The 18,405-nt window shown below is 76.6% G+C and carries 19 protein-coding genes; 16 read left to right on the forward strand and 3 right to left on the reverse strand.

Features of this window, described 5'->3' with window-relative positions:
• The first annotated feature begins 2 nt into the window (after positions 1-2).
• From ACGBYP_RS04710 to ACGBYP_RS04755, 10 genes are all read left to right on the forward strand, one after another.
• On the forward strand, positions 3-1,361 hold the full coding sequence (locus tag ACGBYP_RS04710) for a dihydroorotate oxidase (RefSeq protein ID WP_411582100.1): 1,359 nt from the start codon (positions 3-5) through the stop codon (positions 1,359-1,361).
• Positions 1,358-2,179, forward strand: a complete 822-nt coding sequence (gene pyrF, locus ACGBYP_RS04715) for an orotidine-5'-phosphate decarboxylase (RefSeq protein ID WP_411582101.1) — start codon at positions 1,358-1,360, stop codon at positions 2,177-2,179. Before ACGBYP_RS04710 ends, pyrF begins: the two co-directional genes overlap by 4 nt.
• The gene (locus ACGBYP_RS04720; RefSeq protein ID WP_411582102.1) at positions 2,176-3,231 is read left to right on the forward strand and encodes a hypothetical protein; all 1,056 of its coding nucleotides are present in this window, start codon (positions 2,176-2,178) and stop codon (positions 3,229-3,231) included. The genes pyrF and ACGBYP_RS04720 overlap by 4 nt, the downstream gene beginning before the upstream one ends.
• Before the next feature lie 216 nt (positions 3,232-3,447).
• On the forward strand, positions 3,448-3,804 hold the full coding sequence (gene mihF / locus ACGBYP_RS04725; protein ID WP_411582103.1) for an integration host factor, actinobacterial type: 357 nt from the start codon (positions 3,448-3,450) through the stop codon (positions 3,802-3,804).
• 47 nt (positions 3,805-3,851) lie between these two features.
• Positions 3,852-4,430 (forward strand): guanylate kinase, encoded by a 579-nt coding sequence (gene gmk / locus ACGBYP_RS04730; RefSeq protein WP_411582104.1) that lies wholly within the window; start codon positions 3,852-3,854, stop codon positions 4,428-4,430.
• 83 nt (positions 4,431-4,513) lie between these two features.
• Positions 4,514-4,777, forward strand: coding sequence for a DNA-directed RNA polymerase subunit omega (rpoZ, locus tag ACGBYP_RS04735; RefSeq protein WP_014741310.1), 264 nt, complete (start codon positions 4,514-4,516; stop codon positions 4,775-4,777).
• Positions 4,778-4,911: 134 nt separating this feature from the next.
• Positions 4,912-6,132: a bifunctional phosphopantothenoylcysteine decarboxylase/phosphopantothenate--cysteine ligase CoaBC gene (gene coaBC, locus ACGBYP_RS04740; protein WP_411582105.1), complete on the forward strand. Its 1,221-nt coding sequence runs from the start codon at positions 4,912-4,914 to the stop codon at positions 6,130-6,132.
• 127 nt (positions 6,133-6,259) lie between these two features.
• The gene (metK, locus tag ACGBYP_RS04745; protein WP_411582106.1) at positions 6,260-7,483 is read left to right on the forward strand and encodes a methionine adenosyltransferase; all 1,224 of its coding nucleotides are present in this window, start codon (positions 6,260-6,262) and stop codon (positions 7,481-7,483) included.
• Positions 7,484-7,559: 76 nt separating this feature from the next.
• Complete coding sequence (locus ACGBYP_RS04750) at positions 7,560-9,533, forward strand: primosomal protein N' (protein ID WP_411582107.1); 1,974 nt, start codon at positions 7,560-7,562, stop codon at positions 9,531-9,533.
• A gap of 136 nt (positions 9,534-9,669) precedes the next feature.
• A complete protein-coding gene (locus ACGBYP_RS04755) occupies positions 9,670-10,386 on the forward strand; it encodes a hypothetical protein (protein WP_411582108.1) in 717 nt (238 codons plus the stop codon).
• A 10-nt stretch (positions 10,387-10,396) separates the two neighbouring features.
• On the opposite strand, the gene ACGBYP_RS04760 is transcribed toward ACGBYP_RS04755, so the two are convergent.
• The gene (locus ACGBYP_RS04760; RefSeq protein WP_411582109.1) at positions 10,397-10,891 is read right to left on the reverse strand and encodes a hypothetical protein; all 495 of its coding nucleotides are present in this window, start codon (positions 10,889-10,891) and stop codon (positions 10,397-10,399) included.
• Between the two features lie 62 nt (positions 10,892-10,953).
• Here ACGBYP_RS04760 and def point away from each other — a divergent pair, with 62 nt between their 5' ends.
• From def to ACGBYP_RS04775, 3 genes are read left to right on the forward strand one after another with little or no spacing between them, the layout of a single operon-like run.
• On the forward strand, positions 10,954-11,511 hold the full coding sequence (def, locus tag ACGBYP_RS04765; RefSeq protein ID WP_411582110.1) for a peptide deformylase: 558 nt from the start codon (positions 10,954-10,956) through the stop codon (positions 11,509-11,511).
• A complete protein-coding gene (gene fmt, locus ACGBYP_RS04770) occupies positions 11,436-12,449 on the forward strand; it encodes a methionyl-tRNA formyltransferase (protein WP_411582111.1) in 1,014 nt (337 codons plus the stop codon). Before def ends, fmt begins: the two co-directional genes overlap by 76 nt.
• Positions 12,446-13,861: an RsmB/NOP family class I SAM-dependent RNA methyltransferase gene (locus ACGBYP_RS04775; RefSeq protein ID WP_411582112.1), complete on the forward strand. Its 1,416-nt coding sequence runs from the start codon at positions 12,446-12,448 to the stop codon at positions 13,859-13,861. Before fmt ends, ACGBYP_RS04775 begins: the two co-directional genes overlap by 4 nt.
• A gap of 80 nt (positions 13,862-13,941) precedes the next feature.
• Here ACGBYP_RS04775 and ACGBYP_RS04780 read toward each other — a convergent pair whose 3' ends face one another.
• Complete coding sequence (locus tag ACGBYP_RS04780; RefSeq protein WP_411582113.1) at positions 13,942-15,420, reverse strand: aldehyde dehydrogenase family protein; 1,479 nt, start codon at positions 15,418-15,420, stop codon at positions 13,942-13,944.
• A 104-nt stretch (positions 15,421-15,524) separates the two neighbouring features.
• Positions 15,525-16,181 carry a cyclase family protein gene (locus ACGBYP_RS04785; protein ID WP_411582114.1) on the reverse strand — a complete coding sequence of 219 codons (657 nt, stop codon included), beginning with the start codon at positions 16,179-16,181 and terminating at the stop codon, positions 15,525-15,527.
• Between the two features lie 63 nt (positions 16,182-16,244).
• Between ACGBYP_RS04785 and ACGBYP_RS04790 the strand changes: the two genes are divergently transcribed.
• Genes ACGBYP_RS04790 through ribD form a run of 3 tightly spaced genes read left to right on the forward strand, consistent with a single transcriptional unit; the run spans position 16,245 to position 18,405 of the window.
• A complete protein-coding gene (locus ACGBYP_RS04790) occupies positions 16,245-16,637 on the forward strand; it encodes a VOC family protein (RefSeq protein WP_411582115.1) in 393 nt (130 codons plus the stop codon).
• A gap of 53 nt (positions 16,638-16,690) precedes the next feature.
• Positions 16,691-17,356 (forward strand): ribulose-phosphate 3-epimerase, encoded by a 666-nt coding sequence (gene rpe / locus ACGBYP_RS04795; protein ID WP_411582116.1) that lies wholly within the window; start codon positions 16,691-16,693, stop codon positions 17,354-17,356.
• A complete protein-coding gene (gene ribD, locus ACGBYP_RS04800; protein WP_411582117.1) occupies positions 17,353-18,405 on the forward strand; it encodes a bifunctional diaminohydroxyphosphoribosylaminopyrimidine deaminase/5-amino-6-(5-phosphoribosylamino)uracil reductase RibD in 1,053 nt (350 codons plus the stop codon). Before rpe ends, ribD begins: the two co-directional genes overlap by 4 nt.

Consider the following 18,405-nt stretch of genomic DNA (forward strand, 5'->3'; position numbering starts at 1 on the left):
AAGTGGCCACTTCCGCCCCCGAGCGGACGGCGGGGGACGTCGCAGGGGAGCTGGAGCGCGAGCTGCGGGCCGCCGGGCTGACCGGCAGCGTCCTCCGCGGCCTGGCCGCCGCCGCCGTCAGCCGGCTGGACGGCACTGCCCCCGCCGTGCCGACCTGGGCGACCGAGGTGACCGCCCGGCTGGACACCGGCGGGCTGGACGACGGTGACCTGCCGGCGCTGGTGCGGCTGCTGGCCACCACGGGGCAGCACCGGCTGCTGGCCCGCTCCGGGGTGCGCTACCCGGCCTACGCGCTGACCGACGACGTGGCCGGCGCGCGGGTCGGCCCGCCCGGTCCGCGGCTGCCGGTGCGGCCGCGCGCGGCGGGCAGCTGGGAGGTGCTGGGCCGGCGCACCGGCTTCCCGATCGGGGTGCCGGCCTGCCCGATGACCGGCACCGCGGCCTGGGTGCAGTACCTGGCCGGCAACGGCTTCAACCTGCTCACCTACAAGACCGTGCGCAGCCGCGAGCACGCCGCGAACCCGTTCCCCAACTGGGCGTTCGTGCCCGGAGTGCGGGAGCCGTTCGGGCCCGGTGCGCCGCCGGTGGTCGTCGCCGAGCCCTCGGACTGGGTGACCCCCGGCGACCCGGCGGTCACCAGCACCAACTCCTTCGGCGTGCCCTCGCCCGACCCCGCGGTCTGGACCGAGGACGTCGCCGCCGCCGTCCGCTGCTTGGCCGACGACCAGCTGCTGCTGGTCAGCGTCCTGGGCGAGGACGACGGCGAGGGGCCCGCGCAGCTGCAGGCCATCGCCGACGACTTCGCCCGCACCGCGCGGCTGGCCGAGGCCGCCGGCGCCCCGGTCGTGGAGCTCAACCTCTCCTGCCCGAACACCCTGGGCTCCGGCGGCGGTGTGCGGCCGCCCATCTGCCTGGACGTCGAGCTGACCACCGCGATCGTCGAGACCACCCGGCGCGCGCTGTCGTCGAGCACCGGCCTGGTCGCCAAGCTGTCCTGGCTCGACGGGCCGGCCCTGGCCGGCCTGCTGCCGCGGATCGCCCCGCACCTGGACGGCATCGCGGCGATCAACACCGTGCAGTGCGCGGTGCAGCGCACCGACGGGACGCCCACCTTCCCCGGCCGGCCGCTGGCCGGGGTGTCGGGCCGGGCGGTGCGCGACCTGGCGCTGGACCTCACCGCGCGACTGGTCGAGCTGCGCCGGGCCGGCGGCCACCGCTTCGACGTCCTGGCCATGGGCGGGGTGACCGACCCGGCCAGCGCCGCGGCGCTGCTGGAGCTGGGCGCGGCCGGGGTGCAGACCGCCACCGGCGCCTTCGCCGACCCGTTCCTCGCCCGGGCGTGCGTCGAGGACCTGGCATGACCTTCGGTGCCCGGCTCGCCGCGGCCGTCGCCGCCCGCGGGCCGCTGTGCGTCGGCATCGACCCGCACCGGGAGCTGCTGCTGGCGTGGGGGCTGACCGACGACGTCGCGGGCCTGCGCCGGTTCACCGACGCCGTCGTCGACGCGCTGGCCGGGCATGTCGCCGTCCTCAAGCCCCAGCTGGCCTTCTACGAGCGGCACGGCTCGGCCGGGCTGGCCGTGCTCGAGGACGCCGTCGTCCGCGCGCGGGCGGCCGGTGCGCTCGTGCTGCTGGACGCCAAGCGCGGCGACATCGGCTCGACCATGGCCGGCTACGCCGACTACCTGCGCCCGGACCACCCGCTCGCGGTCGACGCGCTGACCGTCAGCCCCTACCTGGGGCCGGACTCCCTGGAGCCCGCACGCCGGACCGCCGACGAGTCCGGAGGCGGGCTGTTCGTGCTGGCCCGCACCTCCAACCCGGACGCCGCCACCTTCCAGTCCGCCGTCGCCGGTGGCCGCACGGTGGCCCAGACCGTCGTCGACACCGTCGGGGGCTGGAACGGCTCGGGGGAGGGCGGCTGGGGTCCGGGCACCGGCTCGCACGGCGTCGTCGTCGGCGCCACGCTGGCCGCGCTGGACGTCGACCTGTCCGCCCTCGGCGGGCCGGTGCTCGCCCCGGGGCTCGGTGCCCAGGGCGGGTCGGTGGCCGACCTGCGCCGGCTGTTCGGCGACCGGGCGGTGGTCCCGTCGGTGTCGCGCGACGTGCTGCGGGCCGGGGCGGACGCCGCGGCCCTGCGTGCCGCCGCCGACCGGTGGACGGCCGAGCTGGGCGCATGAGCCGCGCGGCGCCCTGGCTGGTACCGGCGCTGGGCGCCGGGCTGTGTGCCGCCGGCGTCGCGGTGTTCTGGCGGACGAACGTCTCGTCCGCCGCGGCGGACGCCGGCTGGTTCGCCTACGCCCCGCTGGGGCAGGAGCTGCCGCCGCTCGACCCGGCGTACGAGAGCGAGCTCGCGCTCGCCTTCGACGACGCCCCCTGGTCGCTGCTGTGGACCCCCGGGCACCTCGTGGGCGTCGCGCTGGCCGTCCTCGGGTCGCTGGTCCTCGGCGGCTGGGCCGGCCGGTCGCTGGGCCGCCGCCCCGGTGCCCGTCGCGTCCTCCCGGCCCTGGGCGTCCTCGCGGGGCTGCTCGTGGTGGCCGGCACCGTCCTGGTGGTCACCCGGGCCCCGGTGCCGGTGGTCACCTACGGCGGGAGCTACGAACCGCTGGCGTGCGCCGACCTGCTGGGCTGCGGCACCGGGCTGCGGCCGGTCCAGCTGGGGGCCGCGCAGCTGGCCGGGCTCGGCACCGCCGTGCTCGGGGCGGTGCTGGCGGCTGCGGCGGGGGCGGCGGCGGTGACCGGTGCCGGACCGGACGTGCCCGGACCGCGGCGTGCGGCGGCCCGGGGAGCCGTCGTGGCCGGGGCGCTGCTGGCGGTGGGGGGCGTCGCCCTGGCCTGGAGCGCGACGGCCGCCGTCCCGGAGCTGGTGTTCCTGTCGCCGGAGCAGTACGACCAGCTGGTGGACGCAGCCTGGCTGGCCGGCGTGGGCCGGGTCCTGCTCGCGGTGGGCGCCCTGCTCGCCGCTGCGGCCGTCCCGCAGCTGCTGCGCGCCGACCGGTCGGGGCGGGCCTCGCGGGTGGCCGGGGCGGCTCTCGGGGCGGCCGTCGGCCTGACCGTCCTCGGTGGCGCCCTGCTGTGGTCGGCGCACACGTCCCAGCAGGCCGTCGAGGTCGCGGCGCACAGCCGGCTGGCCGGGCCGGGGCTGTGGGCCGGGCTCGTCGTCGTCCTGGTCGGCGGCGCGCTGCTCGGTGCTGGTGTCCGGCAGGTGACGGGGGAGCGACCACCGCGCTGACCAGCAGTGACGGGACGGTCACCGGACCGATCGGTCCGCCGCGCGTCCGGTGAAGCACACCGGTCGACCGGTTTGCGCACGGGGTCCAGCGTGACCAGCCGGTTCAGGGTGACTAGGTTGGCGGCCAGGCTCAACAGCAGGGCCGCCTGCAGGCTGACCCAGACCTCGAACACCCCGCCGGTCGCAGGGCCGGCACGAACACGATTGGGTTGCTCCGTGCCCCTTCCCGAGTTGTCCCCCGAACAGCGCGCCGCTGCCCTGGAGAAGGCCGCCGCGGCCCGCAAGGCCCGCGCCGAGCTCCGCGAGAAGCTCAAGGCCAAGGGCACCACGGTCGGTGACGTCCTCAAGCAGGGCGAGACCGACGAGGTCATCGGCAAGATGCGCGTCTCCGCCGTCCTGGAGTCCCTCCCGGGCGTCGGCAAGGCCCGCGCGGCCAAGATCATGGAGCGGCTGGAGATCTCCCCGACCCGCCGCGTCCGCGGCCTGGGCGCCAACCAGCGCAAGGCGCTGGAGGCCGAGTTCGCCGGCGAACAGGTCCAGCCCGAGCAGATCCCGGCCGAGGGCGTCCTCTGAGCGGACCCCGCGGTGGCCTCCGGCCGCCCCGGACCGAGGGACGACGAGTGGCCGACCTGAACCGCGCGCGGCTGACCGTGCTCTCCGGCCCCTCCGGGGTCGGCAAGGGCACGGTCGTCGCGGAGGTCCGGCGCCGGCACCCCGAGGTCTGGGTGTCGGTGTCGGTCACCACGCGCGCCCCGCGTCCGGGTGAGGTCGACGGCGAGCACTACTGGTTCGTCGACGCCGAGTTCTTCGACGACCTGATCGCCCAGGACGGGCTGCTGGAGTGGGCGGAGTACGCCGGCAACCGCTACGGCACGCCCCGCGCACCGGTCGAGGAGCAGCTGCGGGCCGGGTCACCGGCGCTGCTGGAGATCGAGCTGCAGGGCGCCCGGCAGGTGCGCGAGCGCGCGCCGGAGGCCCAGCTGGTGTTCCTGGCCCCGCCGTCGTGGGCGGAGCTGGTCAGCCGGCTGGCCGGCCGCGGCACCGAGCACCCCGAGGTCCAGGAGCGCCGGCTGGCCCTCGCGCAGGCCGAGCTGGACGCCTCGGGTGAGTTCGACGTGGTGGTCGTCAACGACGACGTGGCCAGGGCGGCGGACGAGTTGGTAGGCTTGCTGACTGCGCCTCCGCCCGCTGGTCCCTGACCGCAGCGGAGACGCGCCCGAGGCGACCGTGCGGAGCACATCCGCCGCCCGCCCGCACACCGAGTTGAGGAGCACGCCCGCCCGTGTCCGGAGTCGCACCCGCCCCTGAGGGCATCACCAACCCGCCGATCGACGAGCTGCTCGAGCGCACCAGCAGCAAGTACGGCCTGGTCATCTACGCCGCCAAGCGCGCGCGCCAGATCAACGCCTACTACAGCCAGCTCTCCGAGGGCCTGCTGGAGTACGTCGGCCCGCTGGTCGACACCGCTCCCCAGGAGAAGCCGCTGTCGATCGCGCTGCGCGAGATCAACGAGGGCCTGCTCACCCACACCGCCGGCGAGAACTGAGGAAGGACCCCCTCGCCCCCCACCGCTCGCACGCTCGCGGCGGGCCCCTGCGAGGGGGCCGACCCCACCCGGACGGATGAAGTCCCCGGCACCTGGTGCCGGGGACTTCGTCGTGTCTGGCGCAGGATGGGCGCATGAGCAGGATCGTGCTGGGCGTCGGTGGCGGCGTGGCCGCGTACAAGTCCGCCCTGCTGTTGCGCGCCCTGACCGAGCACGGTCACGACGTACGCGTCGTCCCCACCGCCTCGGCGCTGCGCTTCGTGGGCGCGGCGACCTTCGAGGCGCTGAGCGGCAACCCGGTGTCCACGGAGGTCTGGGACGACGTCCCCGAGGTCGCCCACGTGCGCATCGGGCAGACCGCGGACCTGGTGCTGGTCAACCCGGCCACCGCCGACGTGCTCGCCCGCGCCGCCGCCGGCCGGGCCGACGACCTGCTCACCGCCACGCTGCTCACCGCGCACTGCCCGGTGGTGTTCGTGCCGGCCATGCACACCGAGATGTGGCTGCACCCGGCCACCCAGGACAACGTCGCCACCCTGCGCCGGCGCGGGTCGATCGTGCTGCCCCCGGCCGTCGGCCGGCTCACCGGACCGGACTCCGGGCCCGGGCGGCTGCCCGAGCCCGCCGACGTGGCCGCGCTCGCCGGGCTGGTGCTCGCCGCCGGCCCCGCCGCGCTGGCCCAGGACCTCACCGGCCGCCGCGTCGTCATCAGCGCCGGGGGCACCCGGGAGGCGCTGGACCCGGTCCGGTTCCTGGGCAACCGCTCCTCGGGTCGGCAGGGCTGGGCGCTGGCCCGGGTCGCCGCCGCCCGCGGCGCCGACGTCGTCCTGGTCGCGGCCAACGTCGAGGCCCCGGCGCCCTTCGGCGTCCGCGTCGTCGCGGTGGAGTCGACCGAGGAGCTGCGCACGGCGGTGCACGCCGAGGCCGCCGGCGCCGATGTCGTGGTCATGGCCGCCGCGGTCGCGGACTTCCGGCCGGTCAGCATCGCGGCCAGCAAGCTGAAGAAGGGCGGCGCCGCCGAACCGTCGTCGCTGGAGCTGGTGCGCAACCCCGACGTCCTGGTCGAGCTCGTCGCCGCCCGCCCGGCCGGTCAGCGGGTGGTCGGCTTCGCCGCCGAGACAGGGGACGACGAGGGCGACGTGCTGGCCCACGCCCGCGCCAAGCTCGCCCGCAAGGGCGTCGACCTGCTCGTGGTCAACGACGTCTCCGCCGGGCGGGTCTTCGGCCGCCCCGACAACGAGGTCACCCTGCTCGACGCCGCCGGCACGGCGACCGCCGTCCCGGCCGCGGGCAAGGACGTCGTGGCCGCCGCGATCTGGGACCGGGTGGTGGCGGGGCTGCCTCCGCGCGGCTGAGGCGACTGCCGCCGACGACTCCGGTCGGCGCCCGCCGGTACCCTCGCACCGCCAGGCTCCCGACCACCGCCGGGGGGCCGCCCGACCACGATCCTCGTGGTCGTCAGCCGACTGCAGGGAGAACCCAGTGCCACGCCGTCTCTTCACGTCCGAGTCGGTGACCGAGGGGCACCCGGACAAGATCGCCGACCAGATCAGCGACGCGATCCTGGACGCGATGCTGGACCAGGACCCGCGCAGCCGGGTGGCCGTCGAGACGATGATCACCACCGGGCAGGTGCACATCGCCGGTGAGGTGACCACCTCCGGCTACGTCGACATCGCCGACATCGTGCGCGCGACGATCCTGCGGATCGGCTACGACTCCTCCCGCAAGGGCTTCGACGGCGCCTCGTGCGGTGTCAGCGTGTCCATCGGCGCGCAGTCCCCGGACATCGCCCAGGGCGTCGACACCGCCTACGAGGCGCGCCGGGCCGAGCTCAGCGGCGCCGAGCACCGCGCCGCGCTGGCCGACGACATGATCGAGCGGCAGGGTGCCGGCGACCAGGGCCTGATGTTCGGGTACGCCACCGACGAGACCCCCGAGCTCATGCCGCTGCCCATCGCGCTGGCGCACCGGCTCTCGCGCCGGCTGTCCGCGGTGCGCAAGGACGGCTCGGTACCCTACCTGCGGCCCGACGGCAAGACCCAGGTCACCGTCGTCTACGAGGACGACCGCCCGGTCGCCGTCGACACCGTGGTCGTGTCCTCCCAGCACGCCGAGGACATCTCGATCGACACCCTGCTGGCCCCTGACATCGAGGAGCTGGTGGTCGTCCCGGCGCTCGAGGAGCTGGGCCTGCCCACCACCGGGCACCGGCTGCTGGTCAACCCCACCGGCAAGTTCGTCATCGGCGGCCCGATGGGCGACGCCGGGCTGACCGGTCGCAAGATCATCGTCGACACCTACGGCGGCATGGCCCGGCACGGCGGCGGCGCCTTCTCCGGCAAGGACCCGTCGAAGGTCGACCGCTCCGGCGCCTACGCGATGCGCTGGGTGGCCAAGAACGTCGTCGCCGCGGGCCTCGCCCGGCGCTGCGAGGTGCAGGTGGCCTACGCGATCGGCGCCGCGCACCCGGTCGGCCTGTTCGTGGAGACCTTCGGCACCAACGCCGTCCCGGAGGAGGTGCTGGAGAAGGCGATCACCTCCGTGTTCGACCTGCGCCCCGGCGCGATCGTCCGCGACCTGGACCTGCTGCGGCCGATCTACGCCCCCACCGCCGCCTACGGCCACTTCGGGCGCACCGACGTCGAGCTGCCCTGGGAGCGGCTGGACCGGGTCGACGCCCTCCGCGCGGCCACGGGCGCCTGAGGGAGGACCCCCTCGCCCCCCACGCCACGCTCCGCGCGGGCCGGGTCCCTGCGAGGGGGCCGCAGGAACTGTCGGGGTGAGCGGGGAGACTGACGCGGTGCGGGTGGCCCGGGTCGTCGTCGATGTGCCGCTGGCGCACCTGGACCGGCCCTTCGACTACGCCGTGCCCGAGGAGCTGGCCGAGCATGTGGTGGCCGGCTGCCGGGTGCGGGTGCGGTTCGCCGGCAAGCTCGTCGACGGCGTCGTGCTCGAGCTGGCCGGCAGCACCGACCACACCGGCAAGCTGGCCCCGCTGGCCAAGGTCGTCTCGCCCGAGCCGGTGCTCACCCCGGAGGTCGCCGAGCTGACCCGCTCGGTGGCCGACCGGTACGCCGGGTCGATGACCGACGTGCTGCGGCTGGCTCTCCCGCCGCGCCGTGGTGCACCGGAGAAGCGGCCCCGCCAGGACCCGCCGCCGCCCCCACCGGCGCCGGACCCGGCCGGGTTCGCCCGCTACCCGACCGGGCCCCTGCTGCTGGAGGCCGTCGCCCAGGGGCACGCGGCCCGGGCGGTGTGGACCGCGCTGCCGGGGGAGGACTGGCCCACCCGGCTCGCCGAGCTGTGCCAGGCGGCGCTGTCCGGTGGGCGGGGCGCGCTCGTCGTCGTCCCCGACGGCAAGGACCTCGACCGGCTCGCCGCCGCGACCGAGCGGCTGCTGCCGGCGGGGTCGGTCGCCGTGCTGCGCGCCGACTCCTCGCCCGACACCCGCTACGGCCGGTTCCTCGCCGCCTCCCGCGGGACGGCGCAGGTGGTGCTGGGCACCCGCGGGGCGGTCTTCGCCCCGGTGCGTGACCTGGGCCTGGTGGTCATCTGGGACGACGGCGACGACCTGCACGCCGAGCCCCGCGCGCCCTACCCGCACGCCCGCGACGTGCTGGTGCACCGCGCCCACCTGGCTTCCTGTGCTGCCGTGGTCGCCGCCACCGCGCGTACCGCCGAGGCCGCGCTGCTGGTCGAGTCCGGCTGGGCGCACGAGCTGGTCGCCGACCGCGCCACGCTGCGCACGACCGCCCCGCGGGTCGAGGCGCTGGGCAGCGACTTCGAGCTGGCCCGCGACCCCGCGGCCCGCTCGGCCCGGCTGCCCACCCTCGGGTTCGACGTGGCACGCAGGGCGCTGCAGGCCGGTGCGCCGGTGCTCATCCAGGTGCCGCGGTCGGGCTACGTGCCCTCGCTGGTCTGCGACCGCTGCCGGGCCCCGGCCCGCTGCGCGCACTGCGCCGGGCCACTGGGCATCGCCCCGCAACCCGGGCAGGGCGGTGTGCGGATCGCGGCCTGCCGCTGGTGCGCGCGGCCGGCGGCGACGTTCGACTGCCCGCACTGCCACGGCACCAAGCTGCGCGCCGCCGTCATCGGCGCCTCCCGCACGGCCGAGGAGCTGGGCCGGGCGTTCCCCGGGGCCGCGGTGCGGGTCTCCGGCCGCAGCTCCGGGGTGCTGGCGACGGTCTCGGGTGACCCGGCGATCGTCGTGGCCACCCCGGGCGCCGAGCCGGTCGCCGCGGGCGGCTACGGCGCCGCGCTGCTGCTGGACTCCTGGGCGCTGCTGGGTCGGGCCGACCTGCGGGCGGGGGAGGAGACGATGCGGCGCTGGATGAACGCCGCGGCGCTCGTGCGGGCCGGTGGCCGGGTCGTGGTCTCCGCCGACGCCGCCCACCCGGTCGTGCAGGCGCTGGTGCGCTGGGACCCGGCCGGGCTGGCCACCCGCGAACTCGCCGACCGCCGCGAGCTGGGGTTCCCGCCGGTGACCCGGATGGCCTCGCTGTCGGCGTCCCCGGCGGCTCTCCAGGAGTTCCTCGACGCGCTGCGGCTGCCCGAGGGCGCCGACGTCCTGGGGCCGGTCCCGGAGCCACCGCGGCCGGGGCAGGAGGGCGAGCGCGAGCGGTACCTGGTGCGCATCCGGCGCAGCGAGGGGGTCGCGCTGGCCCGCGCCCTGCACGACGTCCAGGGCGTGCGCAGCGCACGCAAGGCGCTGGAGCACGTGCGGGTGCAGCTCGACCCGCTGGAGCTCGCCTGAGCCGCCGACCAGGCCGGTTTACGTTGTAAACGGGTCGGGTAGCGGGGGACGGCTGACGGCGCCCCGTCCCTCGGGGTGCCGCGCCCCGACGCCGCCCGGCCCTCCGCCGGGCGGCGTCCTCACGTCAGGAGCACCCATGAGCGACCCCCGTACGCCTGCCGCCGGCACCACCCGCGGCGCCACCAGCGTCGGCCCGGAGAAGAAGAGCCGGAAGGGCCTGTGGCTCGGGCTGGCCCTGGCCGCCGCGCTGATCGCGCTCCTGCTGCTGCTGAGCCAGTGCGGCGGCGACGACGACCCCCAGCCGGGTGCGGCGTCCAGCGCCACCGGCGCCTCCTCGGCCGCTCCGTCCTCGTCCGCCGGCCCGTCGTCGAGCGCGAGCACGTCGACCTCCGCCTCGGCGAGCACCTCCGCCTCGGCGAGCGCCTCGGCCTCCCCGTCGGGTGGCGCGGCCGGCGGTGCCGCGGCCGGTCAGCCGAGCTCGCTCGTGGCCGCCGACGGCACCGCCGTCCTGGACCCGGCCGCACCCGCCGACCCGGCGCCCGTGCTGGGGCAGGTCACCGGCCAGCAGGTCACCGGCACCGCCGTCCAGGTGCTCTCCGTCCCCGCCGACGAGGGCTTCTGGGTGGGCAGCTCCGACGCCCAGCGCGTGTGGGTGCAGCTCGCCGGTGAGGCGGGCGAGTCGCCGTACCAGGTGCGGCAGGGCGACCGCGTCGACTTCACCGGCACCGTCGCCGGCCACGACGGCGGGTTCCCCGCCACGGTCGGCGTGGACGACGCCGAGGGCGCGGCCCAGCTGGCCGCCCAGGCCCAGCACGTCGAGGCCGACCGCGGCTCGGTGCAGCTCAGCGACTGACCCCCGGTGGTCAGCCGGCCGGCTGGTCGAGCAGCTCCGCGAGCTCCTCGTCCAGCCGGGCGGTGGCCTGGTCGATCGCGGCCCGCTCGTCGGCCTGCCGCCACCAGCCCGGCAGCGTGCTGAGCGCGGTGGCGACCCCGACGACGAGGCCCATCAGCGCGTGCGGGCGCTGCACGCCGTGCCGGCGCAGCACCGGGGCGAGCGGCCCGTCGACGACGGTGACCAGCAGCCCCCACCCGCAGGCGACGACCCCCTGGCGCAGCAGCACGTGCAGGTCCTCGGTGGCCGGCGGGTCGGGCTGGGTCCCCTCCAGCAGCTGGCGGAGCCAGGGCTCCTCCTGCACGACGCTGTCGGCCGCCACGGCGGCTGCGGCGGCCAGGTACAGCCGGCGGCGGTCGCGTGAGCGGGCAGGGTGGTCGAGGGCTGCCTCGGCCAGGCCGAGCAGCAGGCCGTCGGTGGCGCAGCGGACGACGGCACGGGCGTGGTGGGCGGTCACCGGGCTCATCCTCAGCACGGTAGCGAGGTCGCGGTGCTCCCGGCTCCCTGAGCGCCGCCTAGACTCGCCGGGTGAGCGTCACCCCGATCCGGATCATGGGCGACCCGGTGCTGCGCACCCCCGCCGCCCCCGTCGTCGACTTCGACAAGGAGCTGCACCAGCTCGTCGCCGACCTGACCGACACCATGCACGCCGCCGGCGGCGCCGGCCTGGCCGCGCCCCAGATCGGCGTCGGCCTGCGGGTGTTCACCTGGTACGTCGACGGCGAGGTCGGCCACCTGGTCAACCCCGACGTCGTCCCGGTGGGCGAGGACGTCGAGCGCGACGCCGAGGGCTGCCTGTCGATCCCCGGCTACCGCTTCGACTGCGACCGCTACCTGACCGTCGCCGCCACCGGCTGGGACATGCACGGCGAGCCGATCCGGGTCGAGGGCTCGCACAAGCTGGCCCGCGCGATCCAGCACGAGACCGACCACCTCGACGGCGTCCTGTTCGTCGACCGCCTGGACGCCGAGGCCCGCGAGGCCGCGCTGTCGGTGCTGGCCGGCGCCGAGTGGCAGGGCCACCCGTCCTACGTGCCCGACGGCTCGCCGCTGCCGGCCCCCGTCGTGAAAGTGAGCCCCCACTGAGGCTCCTGTTCGCCGGCACCCCGGCGCCGGCGGTCGTCTCCCTCGAGGCGCTGCTGGGCTCCGCGCACGAGGTCGTCGCCGTCCTCACCCGGCCCGACGCCCCGGCCGGCCGCGGCCGGCGCACCAGCCGGTCCCCGGTCGGCGAGCGCGCCGACGCCGCCGGCATCCCGGTGCTGCAGCCCCGCTCGCCCCGCGAGCCGGAGTTCCTCGCCCAGCTGGCCGACCTGCGCATCGACTGCGCGCCGGTGGTCGCCTACGGCGCGCTCGTGCCGCCCGCGGCCCTGGACGTCCCGGCCCACGGCTGGGTCAACCTGCACTTCTCGCTGTTGCCCGCCTGGCGCGGGGCCGCACCCGTGCAGCACGCGGTGATGGCCGGCGACGAGGTCACCGGCGCGGCCACCTTCCAGCTCGAGGCCGGCCTGGACACCGGCCCGGTCTTCGGCGTGGTGACCGAGCCGATCGGCCCCCGCGACACCGCCGGGCACCTGCTCGACCGGCTGGCCGTCAGCGGCGCCGGGCTGCTGGTGGCCACCCTCGACGGGATCGCCGACGGCTCGCTGCGCGCCGAGCCGCAGCCGGCCGAGGGCGTCAGCCTGGCGCCGCGCATCCAGACCGAGGACGCCCGGGTCGACTGGGCGCTGCCGGCGCACGTGGTCGACCGGCGGGTCCGCGGGGTCACCCCGGCCCCCGGCGCCTGGACCACCTTCCGCGGCAACCGGCTGCGGCTGGCCCCGGTCGAGCCGCTGACGGCGTCGCTGGCGCTGGAGGCCGGCGAGCTGTCGGTCGGTCCCACCGGCGTGCTGGTCGGCACCGCGCGCGGCGCCGTCCGGCTCACCGAGGTGCAGCCGGCCGGCAAGAAGGTGCTCGCGGCGGCCGACTGGGCGCGCGGCGCCCGGCTCGAGCCCGGCGAGCGCCTGGGCGAGCAGGGGGGCGCGTGACCGGCCCCGAGCGCCGCGCCGCCTCCAAGCGCCGCAACGACCCCGGCCGCGGCAACCAGCGCCCGCAGTCCCGCCGGCACCGGCCGGTGCTGGACGGTGCCCGGCTGACCGCCTACGACGTCCTCGACGGCGTCTCCAGCCGCGACGCGTACGCCAACCTGCTGCTGCCCCAGCTGCTGCGCGAGCGCCGGCTCGAGCCGCGCGACGCCGCCTTCGCCACCCAGCTGGCCTACGGCACGCTGCGCGCGACCGGCACGCTCGACGCTGTCCTGACCACGCTGGTCTCCCGGCCGCTGGCCGAGCTCGACCGCAAGGTGCTCGACCTGCTGCGGCTGGGCACCTACCAGATCGTCGACCTGCGGGTCCCGGCGCACGCGGCCGTCGACACCACCGTCGCGCTCACCCGGGCGATCGTGGGCACGGGCGCCTCCGGGCTGGTCAACGCGGTGCTGCGCAAGGTCGCGGCCGGCGGTGACCGCGCCGCGTGGGTGGCCGCGCTGGCCCCGGCCGACGACGCCGACCGGCTGGCGCTGAGCACCGACCACCCGCGCTGGATCGTCGAGGCCTGGCGCGACGCCCTGGCCGACGACGCCGAGGTCGAGCCGGCGCTGCTGGCCGACGACGTGGCCCCCGAGGTGCACCTGGTGGCCCGGCACGTCGACCGCGACGCGCTGGTCACCGAGTCCGGGGGTGAGGCCGGCCCGTGGTCGCCCTACGCCGTCCGGCTGCCCGGGGGCGACCCCGGCAAGGTGGCCTCGGTGCGCACCGGCGCGGCCGCGGTACAGGACGAGGGCAGCCAGCTGGCCGCGCTCGCCCTCACCCGCGCCCCGCTCGAGGGCCCGGACGCCGCCTGGCTGGACATGTGCGCCGGCCCCGGCGGGAAGGCCGGGCTGCTGGCCGCCGTCCGCCCGGCCGGGGTGCACCTGACGGCCGCCGACCGCGCCGCGCACCGGGCCGAGCTGGTCCGCGGGGCGCTGGCCGGCGAGGACGACGTCGACGTGCGGGTCACCGATGCCACCTCGCCCGACTGGCCGGCCGGCTCCTTCGACCGGGTGCTGCTCGACGCCCCGTGCACCGGGCTGGGCGCGCTGCGCCGCCGTCCGGAGGTGCGCTGGCGCCGCGAGCCTGCGGACGTCGCGCCGCTCGCCGAGCTGCAGACCCGACTGCTGGACAGCGCGCTGGCCTCGGTGCGGCCCGGGGGAGTGGTCGCCTACGTGACCTGCTCCCCGCACACCGCCGAGACGGTCGCCGTCGTCGACGCCGCCGCCGGGCGCGACGACGTCGAGGTGCTGCCGGTCGCGCCGCTGTTCCCGGAGGTGCCCGGCCTCGCGCGCGGCGAGTACGGGCAGCTGTGGCCGCACCGGCACGGCACCGATGCGATGTTCCTGGCCCTGCTCCGCCGCACCCGCTGAGCACTGTGCGGTGGGTGCCCGCTCCCGCCGTGGGGTGGGCACCCACCGCACACCGGCTCAGCGGAGAGCCGCCGCCGGCGTCAGAACGGGAACGCGCGCTTGGTGTGCTGGACGCTCACCCAGTGGTCGGTGGTGAACTCCTCGATCGCCCAGTCGCCGCCGAAGCGGCCCAGCCCGGACTCCTTCTCGCCGCCGAACGCTGTGTTGTTCTCGTCGTTGAGCGGCGAGTCGTTGACGTGCGTCATCCCCGCCTCGACCTGCAGCGCGAAGTCGACGCCGCGCAGGGTGTCCTCGGTGAAGACGGCGCTGGACAGCCCGTACTCGGTGTCGTTGGCGATGGCCAGCGCGTCGGCCTCGTCGCGGGCCCGGATGATCGTCACGACCGGCCCGAACATCTCGTTGCGGGCGCTGGCGACGTCGTTGCTGCCCAGTAGCACGTGCGGCGGGAGCACCGACCCGATCGGCCCGGTCGGATCACCGCCGAGCAGCTGCTGCGCGCCGTCGGACAGTGACTGGGCCACCTTGTCCTGGATGCCCTCGAGCTGCTTGGCGTTGATGATCGGCCCGATCACCGTGTCGGACTCCCGCGGGTCGCCGGCCTTGAGCCCGCGCACCCGCTCGACGTAGCGGTCCACGAACTCGTCGTGCACCGAGTCGTCGACGACGATCCGGTTGGTGATCATGCAGACCTGGCCCTGGTGGAAGAACTTCCCGAACACCGCGGCGTCGACGGCGTAGCCGAGGTCGGCGTCGTCGAGGACGACGAGCGGCCCGTTGCCGCCGAGCTCCAGCGACAGCTTCTTCAGCCCGGCCTTCGCGGCGATGCCCTTGCCGACCGGCGTCGAGCCGGTGAAGGACACCACCCGCGGCGTCGGGTGGGAGACCATCGCGTCGCCGATGTCGCTGCCGGAGCCGATCACCACCGACAGCAGGCCCGGCGGCAGCCCGGCCTCCTCGTAGACCTTGGCCAGCAGCAGGCCACCGGTGACCGGGGTGTCGCCGGCGGGCTTGAGGACGACGGCGTTGCCGGTCGCCAGGGCCGGGGCGACCGAGCGGTTGGACAGGTGCATCGGCACGTTCCACGGGCTGATGACCGCCACCACCCCGACCGGACGGCGGTAGACCCGGCTCTCCTTGCCCTCGATGTCGGCGGGCAGGATCCGGCCCTCGACCCGGTAGGGGTAGGACGACGCCTCGTGGAAGTCCCGCAGCGTGATCGCGTACTCGAACTCGGCGGCCGGGGCGGCGGCGCCGCTCTCGCGGATGTGCCAGTCGACGATCTCGGCCTTGCGGTCCTCCATGATCCGCGCGGCCCGGCGCAGCACGTCGGCCCGCTCGCTGGGCAGCCGCGCCGCCCAGTCGCGCTGGGCGGTCTTCGCCGTCGCGTAGGCCTCGTCGAGGTCGCCGGCGTCCGCGAGCGGGATCTCGGTGAGCGTCTCGCCGGTGTAGGGGTCGGTGTCGGTCGCGGTCTTCCCGGCCCGGCCGGCCCGCCAGGTGCCCGCGATGGGCATCGTGTCGAAGCCGTCGTACCGGGTGGGTGCTGTCGTCTCGGCTGCCATGGCCGCCCCGGTACCCCCGTGCCCCGGGCCGACACGAGCGGCGCCGCCGGCGACGGCTGCGCTCTCGTGGCCTCCCGGCCCGGGAGGCCGCGAGGACGCGGACCTCAGTCGACGGCCGCGAAGGCGCGCACCGGGAAGGTGGCCAGCCCGCGGACGGCGACCGGGACGGCGGTGAAGGTCGCGCCGGTGTCGGGCAGCGCGGCCAGCCCGGTCAGGTGCTCGACGACCGGGATGCCGGCGGCCAGCAGCACGCTGTGCGCCGGGCGGGCGGTGCCCACCGTGTCGTCGATGTTGACCGAGTCGATGCCCACCAGCGTCGCCCCGCCGTCCACCAGCGCGCGGGCGCCGTCCTCGGTCAGGTGTGGGTGGTCGCGGTCCAGGTAGGCGTCGGTGCCCCAGGCGTCGTCCCAGCCGGTGTGCACGAGCACCGCACGGCCGGCGACGTCCAGACCGGCGAACACACCGGCGTCGAGGGCGTGCCCGTGCCCGGCGGCCCGGACGACGACGGCCGGCAGCCCGGCGCAGCGCTCCAGCGGCAGGCCCGCGAGGTCGTGGCCGTCGCGGTACCGGTGCGCGGGGGTGTCCAGGTAGGTGCCGGTGTTGGCCACCATGGCGATGCGGCCGATCTGGAACTCGGTGCCCGCGGCGTACACGCCGGCGGACTCCTCGAAGCCCAGGTGGACGCCGATCTCGGGGGTGGGCAGGCCGGGGTAGGTGGTCATCCCGTGCTCGACGACGTGGCTCAGGTCGATCAGGCGCATGCCGGGATCCTGGCAGGTGGGACCGGCTGGACGTGCGGACGGCGGATGGGGACGCTGCCGGGCATGACCGCGCTGCTCTCCCACGTCACCGTCGACAGCCGCGACGCGCACGCCCAGTCGCTGTTCTGGTCCGCCGTGCTCGGCTGGGGCGAGGACCCCGAGGACCCGAACGAGCCCGGGCACGAGGAGTGCCTGGTTCTCTCGCCCGACGGGCACCAGCGGCTGCTGTTCATCGAGGTGCCCGACGCGAAGACGGTCAAGAACCGGCTGCACCTGGACCTGCGGCCGGCCTCGGGCACCCGCGACGAGGAGCTGCTGCGGCTGCTGGAGCTGGGCGCGGTCCTGGTCGAGGACCGGCGGCGTCCCGACGGCGGCGGCTGGTTCGTGCTCGCCGACCCGGAGGGCAACGAGTTCTGCCTGCTGCGCGGCGAGGCCGAGGTGACCGCGGCCGGCTGACGGCCCGGCCCGGGTCCACGGGGTCGACCGGGGCCCGCCCCTACGATCACCGCGTGGCCCAGGAACCGATGATCGCGCCCAGCCTGCTGTCCGCCGACTTCGCCCGGCTCGCCGACGAGGTGCAGCGGATCACCGACGCCGACTGGGTGCACGTCGACGTCATGGACGCCCACTTCGTCCCGAACCTGACCCTGGGGCTGCCGGTCGTCCAGGCGATCCAGGCGGTCAGCCCGGTGCCGCTGGACTGCCACCTGATGATCACCGACCCCGAGCGGTGGGCCCCCGGGTACGCCGAGGCCGGTGCCCGCAACGTCACGGTGCACGCCGAGGCGTGCACCGACCCCCGCGCCGTCGCCCGCGACCTCAAGGCCGCCGGCGCGCTGGCCGGGCTGGCGATCAAGCCGGGGACGCCGTTGGAGGCCTACCTCGACGTGCTGCCCGACTTCGACACCCTGCTGGTCATGACCGTGGAGCCCGGGTTCGGGGGGCAGTCGTTCATGCCGGAGACGATGGACAAGGTCCGGGAGGCCCGCCGGCTGGTCGACACCGGCCACCTGCAGCTCTTCGTCGAGGTCGACGGCGGCATCAACGCCGACACCATCGAGCAGGCCGCGGCCGCCGGGGCCGACGTCTTCGTCGCCGGCTCCGCCGTCTACGGCGCGGACGACCCCGCCGCGGCGATCAGGGCGCTGCGGGCCAAGGCCGCGTCCAGCCGGTGAACGCCGCCGAGCAGGCGGCCATGGCCCGCGCCCGCGAGCTGGGGGAGCGGGTGCTGGGCACCACCAGCCCGAACCCGCCGGTGGGGGCCGTCGTGCTCGACGCCGGCGGCGCGGTCGCCGGTGAGGGCGCCACCTCGCCCGTCGGCGGCCCGCACGCCGAGGTGCACGCCCTCGCCCAGGCCGGCGGGCGCGCCCGCGGCGGCACGGCCGTGGTCACCCTGGAGCCGTGCGCGCACACCGGCCGCACCGGCCCGTGCGCCGACGCGCTGATCGCCGCCGGGGTGCGCCGCGTCGTCGTCGCCGTCCCCGAGCCGACCCGGCTGGCCACCGGCGGCGCGCAGCGGCTGCGCGCCGCCGGGATCGACGTCGAGCTCGGCGCCGAGCAGCAGGCGGCGGAGGAGGGCGCGCTGGCCGGCTGGCTCACCGGCGTGCGCGAGCACCGCCCGCAGGTCGTCTGGAAGGTCGCCACCACCCTCGACGGCCGCGTCGCCGCCGCCGACTCCACCAGCCGGTGGATCACCGGTCCGCAGGCCCGCGCCGAGGTGCACCGGCTGCGCGCCACCTGCGACGCCGTCCTGGTCGGGTCGGGCACCGTGCTGGCCGACGACCCGCAGCTGACCGTCCGGGACGCCGAGGGGCGCAACGCCGCCCGGCAGCCACTGCGGGTGGTGCTCGACCGCCGCGGCCGGGTGCCGGCCACCGCCCGGGTGCACGACGACGCGGCCGCCACCCACGTCAGCCGGGTCGCCGACCCCACCGCGCTGCTGGCCGAGCTGTTCGACCGCGGCGTGCGCCGGCTGCTGCTGGAGGGCGGCCCCACGCTGGCGGCGTCCCTCCTCGCCGCGGGCCTGGTCGACGAGGTCGTGCTGCACCAGGCGCCGCTGCTCCTGGGTGACGGTGCACCCATGGTGGGCGGCCTGGGAATCGCCACGATCACCGATGCGCTGCACCTGGCGATCACCGACGTCACCCGCCTGGGCGGGGACGTGCAGATCCGGTTGCGTCCCACCCGGCACACTGGTGGGCAGACGACCGGCGGAGGGAGCTGA

The sequence above is a fragment of the Modestobacter sp. SSW1-42 genome, from assembly GCF_046635825.1.
GTDB lineage: Bacteria > Actinomycetota > Actinomycetes > Mycobacteriales > Geodermatophilaceae > Modestobacter.